Source organism: uncultured Luteimonas sp., assembly GCF_947492465.1.
Classification (GTDB): Bacteria; Pseudomonadota; Gammaproteobacteria; order Xanthomonadales; family Xanthomonadaceae; genus Luteimonas.
The window spans coordinates 121,131-142,664 of the sequence record NZ_CANLNF010000007.1 but is presented as its reverse complement, the minus strand read 5'-3'; the positions used below and the strand labels follow the sequence as shown (position 1 = coordinate 142,664).

Sequence of the window (21,534 nt, the reverse complement as noted above, 5' to 3'; positions counted from 1 at the left end):
GCGGGTAAAATGCGCGCATGTCCGCCCAGCCCCAGCCGTTCCCGCCCTGCCACGCCGATCCGGCGCCGCCCGCGTTCGGTCCGCTGTCGCGGCGGCCCACCCGCCAGGTACGGATCGGTGGCGTGGCCGTCGGCGGCGATGCGCCGGTGGTGGTGCAGTCGATGACCAATACCGATACCGCCGACGTCGCCTCGACCGCGAAACAGATCGCCGAGCTGTGGCGCGCCGGGTCGGAACTGGTGCGCATCACGGTCAACAACCCCGAATCGGCCGCCGCGGTGCCGCGCATCGTCGAACGTCTGGCGATGCAGGGAATGGAGGTGCCGATCATCGGCGACTTCCACTACAACGGACACCAGTTGCTCGAGCGCGAGCCGGCCTGCGCGCAGGCGCTGGCCAAGTACCGGATCAACCCCGGCAACGTCGGCTTCGGCAGGAAGCGCGACACCCAGTTCGCGCAGCTGGTCGAGTTCGCGATCCGCTACGACAAGCCGGTGCGCATCGGCGCCAACTGGGGTTCGCTGGACCAGTCGCTCGCGGCCACGCTGATGGACGAGAACGCGCGACGCGCCGAGCCCTGGGACGCCGGCCGCGTGCTGCGTGAGGCGCTGATCCGTTCGGCGCTCGACTCGGCGCAGCGCGCAGTCGAACTGGGCCTGGCGCGCGAGCGGATCGTACTGAGCGCCAAGGTCAGCGGCGTGCAGGAACTGATCGCCGTGTACCGCGACCTCGCGCGCCGCAGCGACTTCGCCCTGCACCTGGGCCTGACCGAGGCCGGCATCGGCTCCAAGGGCATCGTCGCCTCCAGCGCCGCGCTGGGCGTGCTGCTGCAGGAGGGCATCGGCGACACCATCCGCATCTCGCTCACGCCCGAACCCGGCGCGCCGCGTACCAACGAGGTGGTGGTGGCGCAGGAACTGCTGCAGACCATGGGCCTGCGCGCGTTCACGCCGATGGTCACCGCCTGCCCGGGCTGCGGCCGCACCACCTCCGAGTTCTTCCAGGAACTGGCCCAGGTGGTGCAGGAACACGTGCGAGCGAAGATGCCCGAGTGGAAGATCACCCGTCCCGGCGCGGAGAACATGACGCTGGCGGTGATGGGCTGCGTGGTCAACGGCCCGGGCGAATCGCGCCACGCCAACATCGGCATCTCGCTGCCCGGCACCGGCGAGGCGCCCACCGCGCCGGTGTTCATCGACGGCGAGAAGGCGGTGACCCTGCGCGGCGAGCACATCGCGCAGGAGTTCGTGGCCCTGGTCGACGACTACGTCGATCGCACCTGGGGCCGGGGCACGGATGCCTGACCGGGCCTGGCGCCGCCAGGCGGTCGAGGCCTGCGGCTGGCTGATCCGTCGCCGCGGCTGGCAGTGGGCCCTGCTGTTCGCGGGCGTGCTGCTGCCCATGTGGGCGTTCATGGAACTGGCCGACGAGGTCCACGAGGCCGAGGCGATCCCGTTCGACGAGCCGCTGCTGGTGTTCGCGCAGTCGGTCGCCAGCCACGGCCTGGACCGGGTCTTCCTGTTCTTTTCCCGGATCGGCTACCAGTGGGGCGTGGTCCCGGTCGACATCGGCCTGGTACTGGTGCTGCTGGCGCTGCGGCGCTGGCGCTCGGGCCTGTTCGCGGTCGTGGCGACGGGCGGCTCGGCGCTGCTGAACATGGCGACCAAGCAGCTGTTCTCGCGCGACCGGCCCTCGCTGTGGGAGTCGATCGCGCCGGAGACGACCTACAGTTTCCCCAGCGGCCATGCGATGGGTTCGATGACCCTGGCGCTGGTGCTGGTGCTGCTGGCATGGCACACCCGGCTGCGCTGGTGGGTGGTCGCGGCGATGGCGGCGTTCGTGCCGATGGTCGGCCTCTCGCGCGTGTACCTGGGCGTGCATTACCCGTCCGACATCCTCGCCGGCTGGGCTGCGGCAGCGCTGTGGACGGTGGGCGCCTGGCTGCTGCTGCATCGCGGCGGCGCTGCGCGGGACCAGGATCCGCGCTGAGCCGCTGACGCGGCCGGCCACCGCGGCTTGCGCGCCGCCCCGGCTGGCGTAGAGTGCAGGCCCTGGGCACAGGGATGCGCAATCGGACAGGGGCGGTTGTGGCGGGGTCGCCGGGGTTTCCCGGTCTCCCGGCGCGCACGCGCCCCTGGGTCTTCGCAACGGCTTCGGCGATGGTCCGGTCAGTCGAGCGGACCGATCGTCGACTTTTTGCGGGGTATCGACGATTCCGGAGGTGGGCATGGACAGCAGGGCGCGTTGGGCTGGTCGTTGCGCTGTGCGCGGCAGGCGCTGCGGCGCTGGCGGCGGTCGCGACGGAGGATGGACGCGGCGCGGCGCGGGCATGGCTGTCGGCCATGCAGCCGCAGCTCGCGGCATCGGCGACAGGCGCAACGGCAGCCACGGGCAGCGGCGCGAACGCGGCGAGCGGCGTCGAGGACCGCGACGGCCGCGGCATCTACATCGTGATGTTCCGCGAACCGGCGGTGGCGGCCTATCGCGGCGGCGTCGCCGGACTGGCGGCGGCGCCCATGCGCGCCGGGTCGGGCGGCGCGAAGCGCCCGGACATGCGCAGCGCGCAGGCGCGCGGCTATGCGCGCTACCTGCAGGCACGCCAGGCACAGGCCGAACGCGGCATCGCCCAGGCCATCGGGCGACAGCCGCGCGTCTCGCAGCGCTTCCAGCACGCGATCAACGGCGTGGTCGCCGAACTGGGCGCGGCCGAGGTCGAGCGCGTGCGCGCGCTGCCCGACGTGCTGCTGGTCGACGAGTACCGCGAATATCCACTCGATACCGACACCGGGCCGGCCCTGATCGGCGCCCCGGCGGTCTGGGACGGCACCGCCACGGGCGGTGGAAGCGGCCAGCAGGGCGAGGGCATGGTCTTTGGCATCCTCGATTCGGGGGTGAATTTCGGCAGCCCCTCGTTTGACGCGGTCGATCCGGTCGACGGCCACGTGCACGCCAATCCGCTGGGCGCCGGCAGCTACCTCGGCAGCTGCGCGGCCGGCGGCATCGACGAGGGCCGCTGCAACGACAAGCTGATCGGCGGCTACGACTTCGTCTGCGCGGCGCCGGCCAACACCTGCGGCGCGGCCAACATCCGCGAAGAACCGGGTTTCGGCGACAGCAACGGCCACGGCAGCCACGTCGCATCGACCGCCGCCGGCAACCGCCGCGACGTCGAGGTGCTGGGCAACACGCGGCGCATCTCGGGCGTGGCGCCGCGCGCGAACATCGTCGCCTTCGACATCTGCTACACCAACACCGCCACCGGCCAGGGGCTGTGCCCGAATGTGTCCGCGGTCGCCGCGGTGGACCAGGCGATCGCCGACGGCGTGGTCGACGTCATCAACTATTCGATCGGCGGCGGCGCCTCGCCGTGGAGCGAAGCGGTCTCGCAGGCTTTCCTCAATGCCGTGGAGGCGGGCATCTACATCGCCGCTTCCGCCGGCAACAGCGGGCCGGCGGCGAACACGCTCGGCCACGTCGAACCGTGGGTGTCCTCGACCGCCTCGGCCCAGCACGGCCGTGGCGATTTCGTGGTGGTGCTGCAGGTGACCGGCCCGCAGCCGGTGCCCGAGACGCTGGCCGCGATCGAGATGAATCCCGGCAGCAACGGGGTGAGCCAGGAGGCGGCGATTCCCGCCGGCACGCCGCTGCGCGTCAGCCCCGGCATCGACGCGGCCGACGATGCCTGCGCGGCCTATCCGCCGGACAGCTTCGCCGGCGCGATCGCGGTCGTGCGCCGCGGCGGCTGCTCGTTCACGATCAAGGTCGACAACGCCGCCGCCGCCGGAGCGGTGGCGGTGGTGATCGCCAACAACGCTGCCGGCGGGGTCATCCCCTCGGTGCCGGGCACCACCGTGCCGGCCTTCGGCATCCTCCAGGCCGACGGCGACGCCCTGCGCGATTTCGCCGCGGCCAACGAGGCCGTCAGCGCCGGGATTCCGTATCCGGCGATCATGTTGACCAACCAGCCCGACGTGCTGGCCGCGTCCAGTTCGCGCGGACCCGCCGGCAGCTTCGACCTGCTCAAGCCCGACGTGACCGCGCCGGGCGTGCGCGTGCTGGCGGCGGTGGCGGGCACCACCATCACCGGCTTCGAAGAGGCCGTGGCGCTGTACAACGGCACCTCGATGGCCTCGCCGCACCAGGCCGGTTCGGCCGGCCTGGTGCGCCAGGTGCGGCCTGGCTGGACGCCGCCGGAGATCAAGTCCGCGCTGGCGATGACCGCCGACCGCACGGTCCTGCTGGAGGACGGCGCGACCCCGGCCGATCCGCACGCCGCCGGCTCGGGCCGGATCCGGGTGGACCGCGCGGTCGCGGCCGGCCTGGTGCTGCATGAGACGTCCGCCAACTACCTGGCCGCCAATCCCGCGACCGGCGGCGATCCCGCCACGCTCAACCAGCCCAACATGATCCGTCGCAACTGCGTGCCGCAGTGCGTGTTCGTGCGCACCTTCCGCAACACGCGCGCAGTCGCGCAGGGCTACCGCGCGCAGGTGGAGGGCCTGCCGGCGCGGGTCACCCCGGCCAACGTCAAGGTGCCGGCGGGCGGTACGGTCGCGGTGCGGGTGGTGGTCGACGGCCGCGCGCTGCCCGCCGACGGCAGCTGGAACTTCGGCCAGCTGGTGCTGACGCCGGTGGCCGGGCGCGCGGCACCGCCGACGCTGCACCTGCCGATCGCGGTGGTGGTGCCGCCGCCGGTGATCCAGCTGCCCGACCTGGTCGCGGCCACGCTGCAGTCCGGACGCAGCGGTCGCGCATCGACCACGGTCGCCAATATCGGCGGCTCGCCGCTGGTCTACGGCTTCGACAACAGCGGCTCGGGGCTGGCGACGCTGGCCGCCACGTTGGGCCAGAACGCCAGCTCGGGGTATCGCGCGACGCGCTACGCCGATCCGGCGGTGGCCGGTTTCGCCGCGCAGTTCAGCGCCGACGATTTCAGCCTGGCGGCGCCGACCCGGATCGTGTCGCTGCGCGCTGAAGGCTTCGTGGTGAGCGGCTCGGCGCTCGCGGCGGTCTCGCCGACCCTGACCTGGGCGATCTACCCGGATGCCGGCGGGGTGCCGGCGGGCGATCCGCTGCGCTCGCCCGAAGCGGCGGTGTGGACCTACAGCGCCGCGGTCGACGCGCCGGGCGTGGACACCGCCGGCGCGGCGGTCACGCTGGACCTGGTGGCGGCCGGTGCGACGGCCGAGCTGGCCTCGGGCCGCTACTGGCTGCTGGTGCACACCCACGCCACCTTCGCCAACCGCTGGGCCTGGTACGCATCGGCGCTCGGCACCGGTGGTTTCGCCGGCCTCAACGTGTCGACCTCGGGCGCGGGCACGTGGACGGCGAACACCGCGTTCGCGGGCCTGTCGATGCGGATCGTCGGCGAGGTCGCCTGCGGGGCGCCGTGGATGGGCGCGGTCAGTCCGCCGATGGGAACGCTGGCGGCGGGCGCGTCGCAGGCCTCGACCATCCAGCTCGATGCCGCGGGCCTGCCGGCCGGCGCGCGCGATGCGTTCTACTGCGTGGGCAGCAACGATCCGGTCGCGCCCAAACGGGCGGGCGCGATCCGGCTGACGGTCACGCCGTAACCGGCGCGAAAGGAGAAGGGCGGGGGCCGGGCGACCGGCCCTTCGCCTGTCCGGGCCGGCGCGCCGCGGGTTGCGGACGGGCGGCGCCGAGGCGGTCCGCGCGGTTCAGGCCCGGGCGTGTACCCGGTTGCGGCCCTCGTGCTTGGCGCGATAGAGCGCGGCGTCGGCCGCGGCCAGCAGCGCGGAGCGGCTGGTGTCGGGCGGCCGCAGCGCCGCCACGCCGACGCTGACCGTGATCTGCCGCGGCTGGCCGCCGGGCGAGAAGATCGTGGCGGCGATGGCCTCGCGCAGCCGCTCGGCGAAGGCGACCGCGCCCGGGCTCCCGCCCTCGGGCAGCAGCACGGCGAACTCCTCGCCGCCGATGCGCGCGGCGATGTCGTCGCCGCGCACGTACTGGCGCAGCACCGCCGCGATCCGGCGCAGGACCTCGTCGCCGGCGATATGGCCGAAGGTGTCGTTGACCGGCTTGAACAGGTCGACGTCGATGATGCACAGCGCCAGGTCGCGCTCGTGGCGCAGGGCGCGCGAGATCTCCTTGTCCAGCACCTCCATGAAGTGGCGCCGGTTGTACAGCCCGGTCAGCGCGTCGTGCGTGGCGAGCTGGTAGATCTCTTCGTGGTAGCGCGCCTCGACGCTGGTCTGGCCGATGAACTTGAGCAGGCTTTCGCCGACCAGGATGTGGTCGCCATCGGCCAGCGTCGCCTCGTCGATGGGGACGTCGTTGAGCTGGGTCGGGTTGGTCGCGCCGAGATCGCGTATATGGAACGCGTCGTGCTCGAGCCAGATGCGGCAGTGCTCGCGCGACACGCTCTTGTGGGCGATGACCAGGTCGGCTTCATGGGAGCGGCCGACCAGCACCGGCGTGGTGCCGACATCGACCCGCGCGCCGAGTCCCTCGCCGAGGATCACCACCAGGCAGGCCGGTCGCGGCAACGGGCGGTCGGGTCCCGCGCTGAGCAGGGTGCGCTGGGTGGTGTGGGCCGGGTCGTCGGAGCTGGACATGGCGGCGCGGGCAGGTGGCCGTCCAGTGTACCCGCCCGCGCCGCGCGCGGCGTTCCGCTACCATGGCCGTCGCGATGGGCCACAGGGGGCGCCATGACGAATCCGGCCGACCACGATCCCGATCGCACCGAGCTGCTGGCCAAGCGCGCGCCTGGCCAGACGCCCGCGCGCGACGGCGACCTGCCGCGCGGTACGCGCCTGGGACGCTACCGCATCGAGGCGCTGCTGGGGCGCGGCGGCATGGGCGAGGTCTACCGCGCCGAGCAGCTCGAGCCGGTGCGGCGGACCGTGGCGCTGAAACTGCTGCGCGGGCACGCGCTCGACCCCCGCCGCAAGGCGCATTTCGAGATCGAGCGCCAGGTGCTGGCGCAGATGCGGCATGCCGCGATCGCCCAGATCTACGACGCCGACACCACACCCGAGGGCCATCCGTTCTTCGCGATGGAATTCGTCGACGGGCAGCCGATCACCACGTTCTGCGAGGCGCGCGCGCTGCCGCTGGCGCAGCGGCTGGCGCTGTTCATCGAGACCTGCGAAGGCGTGCAGCACGCGCACCAGAAGGGCGTGATCCATCGCGACCTCAAGCCGGGCAACCTGCTGGTCGACGACGGCGACGGCCGTCCCCACCCGAAGATCATCGACTTCGGCATCGCGACCGCCGCCGAACGCGCCGGCACGCGCGAGATTGCCGGCACGCCCGACTACATGAGTCCGGAACAGGCCGGCGGCGACCAGGCGCTGCTCGACACCCGCAGCGACGTCTACTCGCTGGGCGTGGTGCTGAGCGAACTGCTGACCGGGCAGCGCCCGCTGAACCGGGGCGAGACGCATACCGCCGATGGCCAGACCCTGCGCCTGCCGTCGGCGCAGCTGCAGACGCTGGCGCCGGGCGAGGCCGAACGGATCGCCCAGGCCCGTGGCCAGCGCCTGCCGGCATTGCGCCGGGCGCTGCGCAGCGAGCTGGACTGGGTGGTGGCGCGGGCGATGCAGCACGACCGCAACCGGCGCTATCCCTCCGCCGCCGCGCTGGCCGAGGACCTGCGCCGCTACCTCGAAGGGCGGCCGCTGCTGGCGGTGCCGGCGGCGCGCGGCTACGTCTGGCGCAAGTTCGCGCGGCGCCACAGGGCCGGCATGGCGGCCGCTGCGGTAGCGCTGTGCGCGCTGCTGGGCGGGCTGGCGCTGTCGCTGCACGGGCTGATGCAGGCGCGCGCGCAGCGGGCGCTGGCCGAGCAGCGCAGCGGGCAGCTCGAACGCGTGGCCGCGTTCCAGCAGTCGCTGCTCGAGGAGATCGACGTCGAAGGCATGGGGCTGCGCCTGGGCCAGGACCTGCGCCAGCAGGTGGCGCGCAGCGCGCCGCAGATGGCCGGCGCGGCGGAACAGGTGCTGGCCAGGGTGAGCACGGCGGACCTGGCGCGTTCGCTGATGGAAACCAGCGTGCTGGCGCGCGCCGAGCAGGCGATCGATCGCGACTTCGCCGACCAGCCGGGGCTGGCCGCGGATCTGCGCGAGGCCTCGGGACGCGTGCACGAGGCGCTCGGGCTGTACGCCGGCGCCGAACGTGCCCAGGCCGCCGTGGCGGCGTGGCGGGTGTCGGCGCTGGGCCCGCGCGATCCGGCCACGCTGCGTGCGCGTCGCGCCCACGCCGAGGCGCTGCGCCAGCTCTCGCGCTACGACGAATCGCGGGCGATGCTGGAATCCGCGCTCGCCGACGCGGCCGGCCTGCCCGCCGACGACGGGACGAGGGCGCTGATCGAGTACGACCTGGCGGAAGTGCAGGGCCTGCAGGGCGACCTGCCCGGCGCGGCGACCGCAAGGCGGGCGCTGCTGGAGCGACTGCAGTCCTCGCTCGGGGCGGAGGAGCGGCTGGTGCTGCAGGTCAAGTCCGGGCTGGCGATGCAGATGGCGCGCATGGGCGACCTGCCGGAGGCCCGGGCGCTGCTCGAGGACGTGCTGGCGGTCCGGCGCCGCGTGCTGGGCGACGAGCATGCCGACACCGTGGCGAGCATGAGCGCGCTGGCGACCGCCATGGCGATGCAGGGAGACCTGGTGCCGGCGGTGGCGCTGCAGCGCACGGTGGTGGCGGTGCAGGGGCGGCGGCTCGGCAGCGAGCACCCGGACACGCTGGGTGCGCGCGGCAATCTGGCCAACATGCTCAGCGACCGCGGCGATACCGGGGAGGCCGTCGGCGAGGCGGCGGCGGTGGCCGATGCGCGCCGTCGCGTACTTGGCGAGGAGCACCCGATGACACTGCGCGGGCTGCTCAACCTGGCCAGCCTGCGCGCGCGGCTCGACGATTTCGCCGGCGCGCTGCCGCTGGAGCGACAGGTGCTCGAGGCGCGCACCCGGCTGCTCGGTCCCGACCATCCCGACACCCTGTTCGTGGCCCTCAACCACGCCATGACCCTGACCCGGGCCGACCAGCTGCCGCGCGCGCAGGCGCAGTTCGCCGAAACGATGCCGCGCGCGCTGGACGTGCTGGGCACCAAGCATCCGCAGTACCAGCTGGCCATGGTGGCCTGGGGCCATGCCCTGCACGATGCCGGCGACCTGCCCGGCGCCGCCGTCCAGCTGCGCGCGGCGCTCGCGCTGCGCGAACAGTTCCAGCCCGCCGGCTCGCACCAGGTCGTGGACACGGCGTGGTCGCTGATCGGCGTGCTGCGCGAGATGGGCGGGTCCGGCAATGCGGAGGCGGACGCGCTGCACGCGCGCCTGGTGGCGCCGTTGCTCGCGGCCGATGCCGACACGCTGGATCCGCGCCAGCGCAGGCTGCGCGAAGCGATCGAGGAGGCGCTCGCCGCGGATGCCGGCCTGCTCGCGCGGCGCGGCTGAGGCTGTGACCGTCACTCGCCGGGCTTCGCCGCCTCCACCGGGGCCTGGGTCGCCGCGCGCCGCAGCAGCATCGCCTCGCGATGGGCGATATAGCCGTTGGCGCCCAGCACGATCGCCGCGCCGGCCAGGGTCCAGCCGTCGATGGTCTCGCCGAACAGCCACCAGCCGAACACCACCAGCACCGGCAGCTGCAGGAAGCTGATCGGCTGCACCGCCGAAACTTCGCCCAGCGCGATCGCGCGGGTCCACAGCAGCTGCCCGAAGGTGCCCATCACGCCGGTCGCCACCAGCCAGACCCAGGCCATCGGCGTCGGCCAGACCCACTGCAGCAGCGCCGGCACCAGCGACATCGGCACCCAGAACGCATAGGTGTAGAACACCACCGTGTCGGGCGAATCGAAGCGCGAGAGCTGCTTGATCTGGATCGCGACGATGCCGGCGAACAGTGCGCCCAGCAGCGCCACGATCATGCCGGGCGTGAAGCCGGTGCCCGGCCGCAGGATCACCAGCACGCCGACGAAGCCGGCCGCCACCGCCGCCCAGCGGCGGACGCGCACCCGCTCGCCCAGCCACAGCGCCGCGCCGATGGTGACGAACAGCGGCGTGGCGTAGGACAGCGAGATCGCCTGCGCCAGCGGCAGGTGGCCCACCGCCCAGAACCCGCACAGCATCGCGGCCAGGCCGACCGTGGTGCGCGCCAGATAGCGCCCCGGGTGGCGCGTGCGCGGCAGTCCGGCGCCGGGGCGCAGGATCAGCGGCAGCAGGGTGGCCAGGCCGAAGAGGTTGCGGAAGAACGCGATTTCGGTGGTCGGGATGGTGCGCGTGGCGTAGCGGATGGTCAGCGCCATCATCGCGAACGACAGGGTGCTGCCCAGCATCAGCACCGCGGCGCGCGCGTACACCGATTCGGGCCACCAGCGCGGGCGCGGCCGGCTCACCAGCGTGCCCCGACGATGCGCGGCTCCGGCTCCAGCGCCACGCCGAAGTCCGCCTGCACCGAACCGGCGATGCGCCGGGCCAGCGCCAGCAGCTGCGCGCCGGTCGCCGCGCCGTGGTTGACCAGCACCAGGGCGTGGCCCGGCGACACCCCGGCATCGCCCTCGCGCCGCCCCTTCCATCCGCTGGCCTCGATCAACCAGGCCGCGGGCAGCTTGCGGCTGCCGGCATCGGCGCCGGGGAACACCGGCAGCCCGGGATGCGCCGCCGCCAGCGCCTCGGCCTGGGCCTGCGGGACGATCGGATTCTTGAAGAAGCTGCCGGCGTTGCCGATCACGGCCGGGTCGGGCAGCTTGCGGGCGCGGATCGCGCAGACCGCCTCGAACACCTGGCGCGGGGTCGGCACGTCGATGCCGGAGGCGGCCAGTTCCTCGCCGATGCCCGCGTAGCCGATGCGCACGGACGCATCGCGCGGCAGCCGGAACTCCACCGCCGTCACCACGTAGCGGCCGCCTTCGCGCTTGAACAGGCTGTCGCGATAGCCGAAGGCGCACTCGCGGGGCGACAGGCGCACGAAGCGCCCGCGTGCCGGTTCCCAGGCTTCGACCGCCTGCACGCGCTCGCCGACTTCCACGCCGTAGGCGCCGATGTTCTGGATCGGCGCGGCGCCGACGGTGCCGGGGATCAGCGCTAGGTTTTCCAGCCCGCACAGGCCATGGTCGAGCGTCCAGCGCACGAAGCCGTGCCAGGACGCGCCGGCCCCGGCGCGCACGGTGGCCTCGGCGCCATCGTCGTCGAGCACGGTGACGGCGTCGTCGCGCAGGGCCAGCACCGGGACCTCCGCATCGCCGGCGAACAGCAGGTTGCTGCCACCGCCCAGCACCAGCGGCGCGCTGCCGGGCGGAAGCCGAGCGAACACCTCGGGCAGGGCGGCCGCATCGTCGATCTCGACCAGCAGCGGCGCGCGCGCGGCGACGCCGAAGCTGTTGCGCGCGCGCAGGTCGGCGCCTTCGACAATGCGGTAGCCGACACTCATCGCCGGCTCACAGGTTGGGCAGGTTGCCGCGGCTGGGGGCTTCCTTGCGCCGGCGGATCGCTTCCACGCACTCGCCGATCAGGCCAGGCCCGCGATAGATCAGGCCGGTATAGACCTGCACCAGCGAAGCGCCGGCGGCCATCTTCTTCACCGCGTCGGCACCGGACAGGATCCCGCCCACGCCCACCAGCGGGATCGCCTCGGGCAGGCGCGTGCGCAGCATCCGCAGCACCGCCGTGGACTTGTTCATCAACGGCTCGCCGGACAGCCCGCCGGTCTCGCGCGAGCGCGGGTCGTCCTGCACGCTGATGCGCGAGACGGTGGTGTTGGTGGCGATCACGCCGTCCACCTGCAGGTCGCCCAGCACCCGCGCGCAGGCGTGCACGTCCTCGTCGGACAGGTCGGGCGCGATCTTGACCAGCATCGGCACGCGCCTGCCGTGCTGCGCGCCCAGGCGTTCCTGCGCTTCGCGCAGGGTGGCCACCAGGCGCCGCAGCGCCTGTTCCTCCTGCAGCTCGCGCAGGCCGGCGGTATTGGGCGAGGAGATGTTGACGGTGATGTAGTCGGCCAGCGGATACACCCGCTCCATGCAGTGCAGGTAGTCGCGCTCGGCCTCCTCGTTGGGCGTGTCCTTGTTCTTGCCGATGTTGATGCCCAGCGGCCCGCTGCGCCGGCGCGCGCGTTCGACGTTGCGCACCAGCGCGTCGACGCCATCGTTGTTGAACCCCAGGCGGTTGATCAGCGCGCGGTGGCGGGGCAGCCGGAACATGCGCGGGAGCGGATTGCCCGGCTGCGGGCGCGGGGTGACCGTGCCGATCTCGACGAAGCCGAAGCCCAGGCCGAACAGCCCGTCGATGTGCGCGCCGTTCTTGTCCAGCCCGGCAGCCAGGCCGACCGGATTGGGGAAGGTCAGTCCCAGCAGGCGGGTGGGAAACGGCCGCGGCCGCGCGCCCAGCAGCGCGCCCATGTGCAGCTGCTGCAGCGTGTCCAACCCGCGCAGGCCGAGCCGGTGCGCGCGCTCGGCATCGAGGCCGAACAGCAGCGGGCGCAGCAGTCCGTACATGTCAGCTGGACAGCCCCAGCCAGATCAGGCCGCCGAAAAACACCAGTGCCACGACGATGCCGATGGTGCCGAGGACCAGCATCGTATAGCCGAGGATCAGGCCGCCCACGGCCAGGCCGTCGCCGTCCATGCGCTCGGGCGCACGCCGGATCTCGCCCCGCGCCATGTGGCCGGTGATGATCGCGACGATGCTGCCGATCAGCGGCAGCAGGGTCCAGCCGAGGATCCCCGACACGAGGCTGACGACGGCGAGCGAGCTGGTCTGGCGGGCGGGCGTACTCATGTGCTGGCTCCAGGGATGGGGGGCGGACAGTCAGGCCGGCAGCATGCCGTCGCGCAGCGCGTCCGCCCAGGGGTCGAAACCGCGGCGGCGGGCCCGGTCCACCGCCGGCGCCGGATCGTAGTCGACCTCGAGCAGCTGCGCCTGCCAGACGCCCCTGTCGCGGCGCAGCATGGCATATCGCGCGGCGGGAGTCCCGCTCTGCATCACGTGCGGATGGGGATGGCGGCCGCGGAACGCGGGCAGGCCCACGCTGCCGGGATTCACGCACAGGCGTCCGTCGTCCAGGCGCAGCGCGCGCGGCACATGGGTATGGCCGCACAACACCACGCTGGCGTTTATGCCGTCGAGGTCGGCCGCCACCTCGTCGGGTCGTGCGGCACGGGCACCCGCGGGATCCACGCGTTCGACGAGATAGCCGACGTCGCTGCCGGGGGTGCCATGCAGCAGCAGGACCTCGCCGTCGAGCCGCGCCTGCGCGGGCAGGGCGGCGATCCAGGCGAGCTGGTCCGGCCCCAGCGCGGCGTGCGCCACGCGGTCCGACTCGCCCATCCGCTCGACCGGGTCCAGCAACTGCCGCTCATGGTTGCCGCGGATCGTCAGCGCCGGGGTCTCCATCAACAGCGACAGGGTCTCGGCCGGCCACAGCGGGCCGGAGACCAGGTCGCCGAGATTGACCATCGCATCGCAGCCGCGCGCGGCGATGTCCCCCAGCACCGCCTGCAGCGCAGGCAGGTTGCCGTGGACATCGGAGATCACCGCCACGCGCACTGCCGTGCCGGGTCAGAGGTCGAACTTGATGCCCTGCGCCAGCGGCAGCGCGTCGGAGTAGTTGATGGTGTTGGTCTGACGGCGCATGTAGGCCTTCCATGCGTCCGATCCGGACTCGCGGCCGCCGCCGGTCTCCTTCTCGCCGCCGAACGCGCCGCCGATCTCCGCGCCGGAGGTGCCGATGTTGACGTTGGCGATGCCACAGTCCGAACCCCAGGCCGACAGGAACTGCTCGGCGGCCTTGAGGTTGGTGGTGAAGATCGCCGACGACAGGCCCTGCGGGACCGCGTTCTGCATGTCGATCGCCTCGTCCAGGCTCGAGTACTTCATCACGTACAGGATCGGGGCGAAGGTCTCGGTCTGGACCACCTCGGCATCGTTGGACAGGCCGGTCACCAGGGTCGGCAGCACGAAGAAACCCTTGCGGTCGGTCAGCGCGGCACCGCCGCTTTCGACCGTGCCGCCGGCGGCCTTCGCGCGCTCGATGGCGTCGAGGTAGGCGTCCACCGCAGCCTGGCTGTTGAGCGGGCCCATCAGGTTGGCGGGATCGGTGGGATCGCCGATCTTCTTCTCCACCTGGCCATAGGCGGTGACGAGCTTGGCGAGCACGTCGTCGTAGATCGACTCGTGCACGAACAGGCGGCGGGTGCTGGTGCAGCGCTGGCCGGCGGTGCCGACGGCGCCGAACACGATGGCCGGGATCGCCAGCTTCAGGTCGGCGGTCGGGTCGACGATGATCGCGTTGTTGCCGCCCAGTTCGAGCAGCGAGCGGCCCATGCGGCGCGCGACGCGCTCGCCGACCGTGCGGCCGACCCGGGTCGAACCGGTGAAGCTGACCAGCGCGACGCGCCTGTCGTCGACCATGCGCTGCGCGAGCGCGTTGTCGGTGTCGTTGAACAGGAAGAAGATGTCGGGGAAGCCGCCCTTGCGCAGCGCCTCGTTGCAGATCTTCATCGAGGCGATCGCCGACAGCGGGGTCTTGCCCGACGGCTTCCAGATCGAGATGTCGCCGCATACCGCGGCCACGAACGCGTTCCAGGCCCACACCGCGACCGGGAAGTTGAACGCGCTGATGATGCCGACCAGGCCGATCGGGTGCCACTGCTCGTACATGCGGTGGCCGGGGCGCTCGGAGTGCATGGTCAGGCCGTAGAGCTGGCGCGAGAGGCCGACGGCGAACTCGCCGATGTCGATCATCTCCTGCACCTCGCCGTCACCCTCCGGCTTGGACTTGCCCATCTCAAGCGCCACCAGCGAACCCAGCGCGTCCTTGTGCGTGCGCAGCGCTTCGGCGCACAGGCGGATCGCCTCGCCGCGGCGCGGCGCCGGCGTGGTGCGCCAGACCTTGAAGGCGGCCTGGGCGCGCTCGACGATCAGTTCGTAGTCGGCCTGCGACGACGACTGCACGCGGCCGAGCACCTCGCCCGTGGTCGGATTGACCGGCTCCAGCACGCCGGCGTCACTGGTCCTGGACCATTCGCCGTTGCCGAGCCAGGTGCCGGATTCGCTGGCGCCGAGGCCGAGCGCGGAAAGGACGGGGTGGGTCATGCTGCGGGACTCCTGTGCGCCGCGTGGCCGCGGGGCGGCAGGTCGGACGCGTAATGCGGATAGGGATGGCGCCCCCGGCGCGATTCGAACGCACGACCTTCCCCTTAGGAGGGGGACGCTCTATCCAGCTGAGCTACGGGGGCAGCAGGTGCGCGGATTTTCGCATGTCGCGCCCGCACATGCCAAAACGACAAGGCCCGCGACGATGCGCGGGCCTTTCTCCGTGACGCGGGGAGGACGCTGGCTTACGGGGTGACGACGACCTTGCCGCGCATCAGCGCCGAGTGGCCGGGGAACGAGCAGAAGAAGGTGTAGTCGCCACCGGCCTTGAGCTTGCTGCCCGGGATCGCGACGCTGGTGGTCTGCCCGCCGCCGATGAGCTTGGTGGCGGCCAGCACGCGCGCATCGCCGGCCGGGACGTAGTTGGCGGCGGCGCCGGCCTTGATCGCATCCTTGGCGAGGGCTGCCGTGTCGGCGGTGGTGGCGACCACGATGTTGTGGCCCATCGCGGCGACCGGGAGCTTGCCGGTGTGCTCGAGCTCGAAATTGATGCTCTTGCAGGCGGCCGAGACCGTGACGCTCTTCTGGTCGAACTGCATGTTGTCGCCGCCCTTGAGCTTGACGGTGCAGTTGGGTGCGGCCTGGACCATGCCGGCGACGCCGAGGAGGGCGAGGGCGAGGAGGGTCTTGCGGACGTTCATTGCGTGTTTCTCCGTGGGGATCGTGTGCTTTTCGACTTGCGGCCATGGTGCGCGCGCACATGCCCCCTCGCCTTGATCTGGATCAGCCGGACGTGCAGCGCCGGGGGCCGGAAAGCTGTCGCCACGGCCGACATCTCCGGCGCTCCGGCAGGCCCTTGCGAACCGGTGTTCCCAAGGCGGGCTGGGCGCGTCGCGCGCCGGCCGCCGGTTGGCCGGATCAGTGCGCTGGCGCGCAGCCCAGCGCGGCCAGCACGCCGTGCAGGGCGGGGATGCGCATCAGCCACGGAGCGGCGATGGTCAGCACGCCCATGCCCAGCACCAGGGCCGCGGCCGTGCGGCGCAGCGCCGGCCGCTGCAGCCATCGGCCCACGCGTTGCCCCGACCAGGTCAGCGGCAGCATCACCGGCAGGGTGCCCAGGCCGAACGCGAGCATGGTCAGCGCGCTGTTGCGCGGATGCGCCTGCAGCCAGGCCACGCTGAGCAGGCTGAAACTCAATCCGCAGGGCATCCAGCCCCACAGCGCGCCGATGCCCAGGCGGCGCGCGGCAGTGTCGGCCGGCAGCAGGCGCCGCTGCAGCGGCTGCAGCCAGCTCCAGGCGCGGGTGCCGGGACGCGTCAGGAAGCCGGGCAGGGCGCGCACGCCCAGCAGGCGCAGCGCCACCACTACCAGGCCCGCGCCCACCAGTGCGCGCAGGGCGATCCCGATCCACGGTTCACGCAGCACCGCCAGCAGTCCGTGGCCGAACGCGCCGACGATCGCCCCGGCCAGCACGTAGCCGCCGATCCGCCCCAGGTTGAGCTGCAGCGCGGCCGGCCAGCCGCCGCCCGGGGCCGTGGACGAGAGCCCGGTGGCGATCCCGCCGCACATCGCCGCGCAGTGCAGGCCGCCGAGCAGCCCGCTGGTCAGCGCCGCCAGCAGCACCAGCCAGTCAATCGGCATCGGGTGGTTCCGGGGCGCGCGCAGCGGCGCTGGAGCGGTCCGGCGCGCGTGGGCCGGGCCCGTCCTCGCGCAGGATGTCGAGTGCCGGGGTGTCCAGGTCGTCGAACTGGCCGCGGCGCACCGCCCAGACGAAGGCCCAGACCGCCAGGCCCAGCAGCACCAGGCTGATCGGCACGAGCAGCAGCAGGATCCTCATCGATGGACCTCCGGCGTGGGTGGAGCAAGGCGCGCGCGCGACCGATGCACGCGCAGGCCGGCAGCGACCGCCAGGCGATGGCGGCGGCGCGGACGCCGCTTGAGTCGTCCGGCCATCATGCCGCCTTCGCCAGCCGCAGCGCGTTCAGCGTGACCACCAGCGAGGAGCCGGCCATGCCGAGCGCGGCGATCCAGGGCGTCACCACGCCGCTGGCCGCCAGCGGGATCGCCAGCAGGTTGTAGCCCAGCGCCCAGCCCAGGTTCTGGCGGATGACGCGGCGCGTGGCGCGCGCCACCCGCACCGCCACGGGGATGCGCAGCAGGGTGGGGCCGGTCATCACCAGGTCGGCCGCGCGCTGGGCCAGCGCCGCGCCCTTGTCCATCGCCAGCGACACGTCGGCGCCGGCCAGCACCGGCGCATCGTTGAGCCCGTCGCCGACCATCGTTACGATCCTGCCCTCGTCCTGCAGGCGGCGCACCAGCGCCAGCTTGTCCTCGGGCCGCTGGCGGGCGTGGGCGGCATCGATGTCCAGCGCCTGCGCCAGCGCCTCGACGCGCGTTGCCGCGTCGCCGCTGGACAGATGCACGCGCAGGCCCAGGTCGCGCAGCCCCTGCAGCGCGGCGGCCGCGTCGGCGCGGATGTGTTCGCGCAGCTCGAAGCGTGCTGCCGCGCGCGTGCCGTCGCCGAGCCAGATCGCGCCGTCGTCCTCGCCGCCGACGGCGAAGCCGGCGTGGCCGAGTTTCCAGTCGCGCCCCCGGACCCTGCCTTGCATGCCGTGTCCGGGGACCGCGCGCACATCGGTCGCGTCCAGCCCGTCTCCGGCCGTGGCGAAAGCCGCGGCGAGCGGATGGCCGGCGTCGCGCTCCAGCGCGGCGGCGATCGCCAGCGCGGCGGCCGGGTCGAGTCGGTCGAAGGCCTCCACGGTCGCCAGCGCCGGCCGGTCGTCGCTGAGGGTGCCGGTCTTGTCGAAGACGATGTCGGTGGCGGTGGCCAGCGTCTCCATCGCGTCCGGGCGCGTGGCCAGCACGCCGGCGCGCGCGAGGCTGCCGTGCGCGGCGGCAAGCGCGGTCGGCACGGCGAGCGACAGCGCGCAGGGGCAGCTGATCACCAGCAGCGCCAGGGTGACCTCGAAGGCCCTGGACGGGTCGTACAGGCGCCAGCCGGCATACACCAGCACGGCCACGAACAGCAGCGAGACCACGAAGCGGCTGCCGACGTCGTCGGCCAGGCGTGCCAGCCGCGGCCGGTGCGACTGCGCCTCCTCGACCAGGCGGGTGAGCTGGGACAGGCGCGTCTCCGGCCCGGTGCAGGTGATGCGGATGCGCGCCGGCGCCTCGCGGCTGACCGTGCCGGCGTACACCAGCGCGCCGGGCGCCTTGCGCACCGCGCCCGATTCGCCGGTCAGCAGCGACTCTTCGAACCAGGCCTCGGCGTCGAGCAGCACCCCGTCGGCCGGCACCGAGTCGCCCACCGCGATGCAGGCCACGTCGCCGCTGCGCAGATCACCCAGCGGCACCGATTCGCGGCTGCCGTCCGCAGCTTCGCGGGTAGCGAAGGCCGGGCGCGCACGCGCCAGGGCGTCGACCTGGGCGCTGGCGACGTTGCGCGCGCGCTGCTCGAGCATGCGCGCGGCCAGCAGCAGGAACACGAACATCACCGCCGCGTCGTACCACACGTGCGGACCGCCGCGGATCGTCTCGAGCAGGCTGGCGAAGTAGGCCAGCAGGGTGGAGGTGGCGATCAGCGTGTCCATGCCGACATGGCGCGCGCGCAGCTCGCGCCACATGCCCGCCAGGAACGGCCAGCCCGAGTAGAACACCACCGGCGTTGCCAGCAGGAAGGTCAGCCAGCGGAAGAAGTCGCGCGTGGCCGGCGCCATGGTGCTGTCGAAATCCAGGTACAGCGCCTCGGCCATCATCATCGCCTGCAGCATGCCGATGCCGGCGATGCCCAGGCGCAGCAGCCAGCGGTTGCGCTCGGCGGTGCGGGCGCGCTCGCGCGCATCGCCGCCGGCCAGCCACGGGCGGTAGCCCAGCGACAGCAGCCGGTCGAGCACGCGCGACAGCGGCGTGCGCGCCGGGTCCCAGTCGATGCGGATGCGGCCGGTCACGGCGTTGGCGGTCACCTCGGCCACGCCGGGTTCGCGCTGCAGCGCGTTCTGGATCAGCCAGGCGCAGGCGGCGCAGCGCATGCCGTCGGTGAGCAGGGTGATGCGGCGCCCGCCCGGCACGGCGTGGGCATGCTCGCGCAGCAGGTCCTCGCGGTCCCAGGCGGAAAGGTCGACGTGGTCGGTGCCGACGCGGCCGCCGCTGGCGGTGCGCAGGCGGTAGTAGTCGCCCAGGTCTGCGTCGCGGATCCAGCGCGCGGCGGCCGCGCATCCGTCGCAGCAGTAGGCGTGTCCGTCCGCGTCGCCGGCGCGCTGCGCGGCGTCGGCCGGCAGCGGCTCGCCACAGTGGTGGCAGGCAGGCCCCGCCACGGCGGTGGCTACTGGGCCAGCGACGGGGCCAGGCGCGTCGCGTGCTGCTGGCGGGGCAGGCGCCCGTGCAGGCGCCAGCTGCCGTCGGCCGGGGCCAGCTCGACGATCCAGTCGTGGCCGTCGTCGAGTTCGCGCTGCAGGCGCCAGCCGGTCTCGCTCGGGGCGAGTTCCAGGGCCAGGTCCTCGCTGCCGCGGCTGGGATGCTGCAGCACCACGCGCAGCGGCGCGTCGCGCTCGAACTCGCCGGTCGCCGGGATCACCTCGAGCACGCCCTCGTCGGCGCGCAGCACCGCGCTCAGGCCAAGCTGGCGCGCCTGCGCGTCCGGACCGAGATCGGCGGTCTGGATCTGCGAGACCCTGCGCACCTCCTCACTGACCACGTCGCTGCCGCCGCTGCGCGAGGCGATGATCACCAGGGCCACGCCCGCGACCACCGAGGCCAGCGGCAGGCCGATCACCAGCCACATGATCGGCGTCTTCCAGAACGGCTGCTTGTGCTTGTCCATCACATGGGTCCGAAGAAGCTGCTGTCGACGGTCTCGCGGCTTTCGCCATCATCGCTTTCGACGATGAAGCGCACGTCAGTGCGTCCACTGGCGCCGTCGCGCGCCACCAGCACCACCGGCACCGACACCACCGCCTCTGCGCGGGCCTGCACGCTGGCCGCATTGTCGCGCAGTTCGATGCCCGGCACGGCCGATTCGAGCGTGATCCGGAAACTGCGGTCGCGGTCGGTCTTGTTGACCAGCTTGAGCGTGTAGTCGTTCTCGATCGCGCCGCCGGCGGTTTCCCGGTAGAGCGCGTTGCGGTCGCGCAGGGCCTCGACGATGAGGTCGCTGCGCGTGCCCACGCCGACCGCCCAGGCCGCGATCAGGCCCGCCAGCAGCGCGCCGTACACCAGGATGCGCGGGCGCAGCACGCGCGTGCCCTTGCCGTCGATCGCGTTCTGCGTCGAGTAGCGGATCAGGCCCTTGGGGTAGCCCATCTTGTCCATCACGTCGTCGCAGGCGTCGATGCAGGCGCCGCAGGCGATGCACTCGTACTGCAGGCCGTTGCGGATATCGATGCCGGTCGGACAGACCTGCACGCAGATGGTGCAGTCGATGCAGTCGCCCAGCTCCTCGAACTTGAACTTCGGCAGCGGCTGGATCTCGTCCAGGTCGCCGTCCCAGGTGATCGTGCCCTTGGCGTGCGCGGCCTGGGTGGCGGCGGAAGGATGCTTGCCGGCGCGGAACACGTAGTCGTAGGCGGTGCGCGGATCGAGCAGCCCGCGCGCCCGCTCGAACACGCTGGGCAGGCCGCGCTTGCGCGGACCGCGCGGTTCGCCGCGCATCGGGTCGTAGGCGATGATCAGGGTATTGCGGTCGAACATCGCGCTCTGGAAGCGCGCGTAGGGGCACATGTACTTGCACACCTGCTCGCGCAGGAAGCCGGCGTTGCCCCACGTGGCGAAGCCGTAGAACAGCACCCAGAACGTTTCCCAGCCGCCCCAGGACAGGGTGGCCAGGCGCGCGCCCAGGTCGGTGATCGGGGTGAAGAAGCCGACGAAGGTGAAGCCGGTCCACAGCGCGAATACCGCCCACAGCGCGTGCTTGGCGCCCTTGCGCAGGATCTTCTCGCGGGTCCATGGGCCGGCGTCGAGCTTCATCCGCTTCGGGCGGTCGCCCTCGGTCCAGCGTTCCATCCACAGGAACACCTCGGTCCACACCGTCTGCGGGCAGGCGTAGCCGCAGAACAGGCGCCCGGCCAGCGCGGTGAAGAAGAACAGCGCCAGCGCCGCGATGATCAGCAGCAGCGCCAGGAACAGGAAGTCCTGCGGCCAGAAGGTCAGGCCGAAGACGTGGAACTTGCGCGCCGGCAGGTCGAACAGCACCGCCTGGCGGCCGTCCCAGCGCAGCCAGGGGAACACGTAGAACATGCCCAGCAGCCACACCACCGCGGCCACCCGCAGGCGGTTGAGCGGGCCGGACACGTCGCGCGGATAGACCTTGCGCTCCTTGACGTACAGCGAGGCGCCATCGTCGACAACGTCGATGGGGATGTTGCGGCTCATCGCGACTGTCCGGAACGGCGGGCCGTGCGGGGTGCGGAAGGTGGCTTGTGGGTGCGGGACATCATGGGCTGTGCTCCACCGGATCGCGGTCACGGCGTGGCTGTGGCGACGCCGGGCGAAACCGGCCATC

General features: G+C 72.7%; 17 protein-coding genes and 1 tRNA gene. 4 read left to right on the top strand and 14 right to left on the bottom strand.

Going from position 1 to position 21,534, the window contains the following annotated elements:
- Positions 1–17 precede the first annotated feature (17 nt).
- The 3 genes from ispG (at position 18) to Q0863_RS15020 (ending at position 5,573) form a co-directional block, all read left to right on the top strand.
- On the top strand, positions 18–1,304 hold the full coding sequence (gene ispG / locus Q0863_RS15030) for a flavodoxin-dependent (E)-4-hydroxy-3-methylbut-2-enyl-diphosphate synthase (protein WP_298580142.1): 1,287 nt from the start codon (positions 18–20) through the stop codon (positions 1,302–1,304).
- Entirely contained in the window at positions 1,297–1,989 is a 693-nt protein-coding gene (locus tag Q0863_RS15025) for a phosphatase PAP2 family protein (protein WP_298580140.1), read from the top strand. Before ispG ends, Q0863_RS15025 begins: the two co-directional genes overlap by 8 nt.
- 353 nt (positions 1,990–2,342) lie before the next feature.
- Positions 2,343–5,573: a S8 family serine peptidase gene (locus Q0863_RS15020; protein ID WP_298580137.1), complete on the top strand. Its 3,231-nt coding sequence runs from the start codon at positions 2,343–2,345 to the stop codon at positions 5,571–5,573.
- 105 nt (positions 5,574–5,678) lie between these two features.
- Here the strand turns inward: Q0863_RS15020 and Q0863_RS15015 are convergent, their stop codons facing one another.
- Entirely contained in the window at positions 5,679–6,575 is an 897-nt protein-coding gene (locus Q0863_RS15015; RefSeq protein ID WP_298580133.1) for a GGDEF domain-containing protein, read from the bottom strand.
- Between the two features lie 93 nt (positions 6,576–6,668).
- Here Q0863_RS15015 and Q0863_RS15010 point away from each other — a divergent pair, with 93 nt between their 5' ends.
- Positions 6,669–9,404: a serine/threonine-protein kinase gene (locus tag Q0863_RS15010; protein ID WP_298580129.1), complete on the top strand. Its 2,736-nt coding sequence runs from the start codon at positions 6,669–6,671 to the stop codon at positions 9,402–9,404.
- An 11-nt stretch (positions 9,405–9,415) separates the two neighbouring features.
- Here Q0863_RS15010 and Q0863_RS15005 read toward each other — a convergent pair whose 3' ends face one another.
- The 13 genes from Q0863_RS15005 to Q0863_RS14945 form a co-directional block, all read right to left on the bottom strand.
- Positions 9,416–10,282 (bottom strand): DMT family transporter, encoded by an 867-nt coding sequence (locus Q0863_RS15005; RefSeq protein ID WP_298580275.1) that lies wholly within the window; start codon positions 10,280–10,282, stop codon positions 9,416–9,418.
- A gap of 56 nt (positions 10,283–10,338) precedes the next feature.
- Positions 10,339–11,376 (bottom strand): UDP-N-acetylmuramate dehydrogenase, encoded by a 1,038-nt coding sequence (gene murB / locus Q0863_RS15000; RefSeq protein ID WP_298580127.1) that lies wholly within the window; start codon positions 11,374–11,376, stop codon positions 10,339–10,341.
- Positions 11,377–11,383: 7 nt separating this feature from the next.
- Complete coding sequence (locus tag Q0863_RS14995) at positions 11,384–12,439, bottom strand: quinone-dependent dihydroorotate dehydrogenase (RefSeq protein WP_298580125.1); 1,056 nt, start codon at positions 12,437–12,439, stop codon at positions 11,384–11,386.
- 1 nt (position 12,440) lies between these two features.
- Positions 12,441–12,722: a DUF4190 domain-containing protein gene (locus Q0863_RS14990; protein WP_298580122.1), complete on the bottom strand. Its 282-nt coding sequence runs from the start codon at positions 12,720–12,722 to the stop codon at positions 12,441–12,443.
- Between the two features lie 30 nt (positions 12,723–12,752).
- Positions 12,753–13,484 (bottom strand): metallophosphoesterase family protein, encoded by a 732-nt coding sequence (locus Q0863_RS14985; RefSeq protein ID WP_298580119.1) that lies wholly within the window; start codon positions 13,482–13,484, stop codon positions 12,753–12,755.
- Between the two features lie 18 nt (positions 13,485–13,502).
- The gene (locus Q0863_RS14980) at positions 13,503–15,038 is read right to left on the bottom strand and encodes an aldehyde dehydrogenase family protein (RefSeq protein WP_298580116.1); all 1,536 of its coding nucleotides are present in this window, start codon (positions 15,036–15,038) and stop codon (positions 13,503–13,505) included.
- Between the two features lie 66 nt (positions 15,039–15,104).
- Positions 15,105–15,181: transfer RNA gene (locus Q0863_RS14975), tRNA-Arg, on the bottom strand.
- Between the two features lie 102 nt (positions 15,182–15,283).
- The gene (gene azu, locus Q0863_RS14970; protein WP_298580113.1) at positions 15,284–15,739 is read right to left on the bottom strand and encodes an azurin; all 456 of its coding nucleotides are present in this window, start codon (positions 15,737–15,739) and stop codon (positions 15,284–15,286) included.
- 217 nt (positions 15,740–15,956) lie between these two features.
- On the bottom strand, positions 15,957–16,679 hold the full coding sequence (locus Q0863_RS14965) for a sulfite exporter TauE/SafE family protein (RefSeq protein ID WP_298580110.1): 723 nt from the start codon (positions 16,677–16,679) through the stop codon (positions 15,957–15,959).
- Positions 16,669–16,875, bottom strand: a complete 207-nt coding sequence (gene ccoS, locus Q0863_RS14960) for a cbb3-type cytochrome oxidase assembly protein CcoS (RefSeq protein WP_298580108.1) — start codon at positions 16,873–16,875, stop codon at positions 16,669–16,671. Before ccoS ends, Q0863_RS14965 begins: the two co-directional genes overlap by 11 nt.
- A gap of 115 nt (positions 16,876–16,990) precedes the next feature.
- Positions 16,991–19,351, bottom strand: a complete 2,361-nt coding sequence (locus Q0863_RS14955; protein ID WP_298580105.1) for a heavy metal translocating P-type ATPase — start codon at positions 19,349–19,351, stop codon at positions 16,991–16,993.
- A gap of 8 nt (positions 19,352–19,359) precedes the next feature.
- Entirely contained in the window at positions 19,360–19,857 is a 498-nt protein-coding gene (locus Q0863_RS14950; RefSeq protein ID WP_298580102.1) for a FixH family protein, read from the bottom strand.
- Entirely contained in the window at positions 19,857–21,404 is a 1,548-nt protein-coding gene (locus Q0863_RS14945; RefSeq protein ID WP_298580099.1) for a 4Fe-4S dicluster domain-containing protein, read from the bottom strand. Before Q0863_RS14945 ends, Q0863_RS14950 begins: the two co-directional genes overlap by 1 nt.
- Positions 21,405–21,534 lie beyond the last annotated feature (130 nt).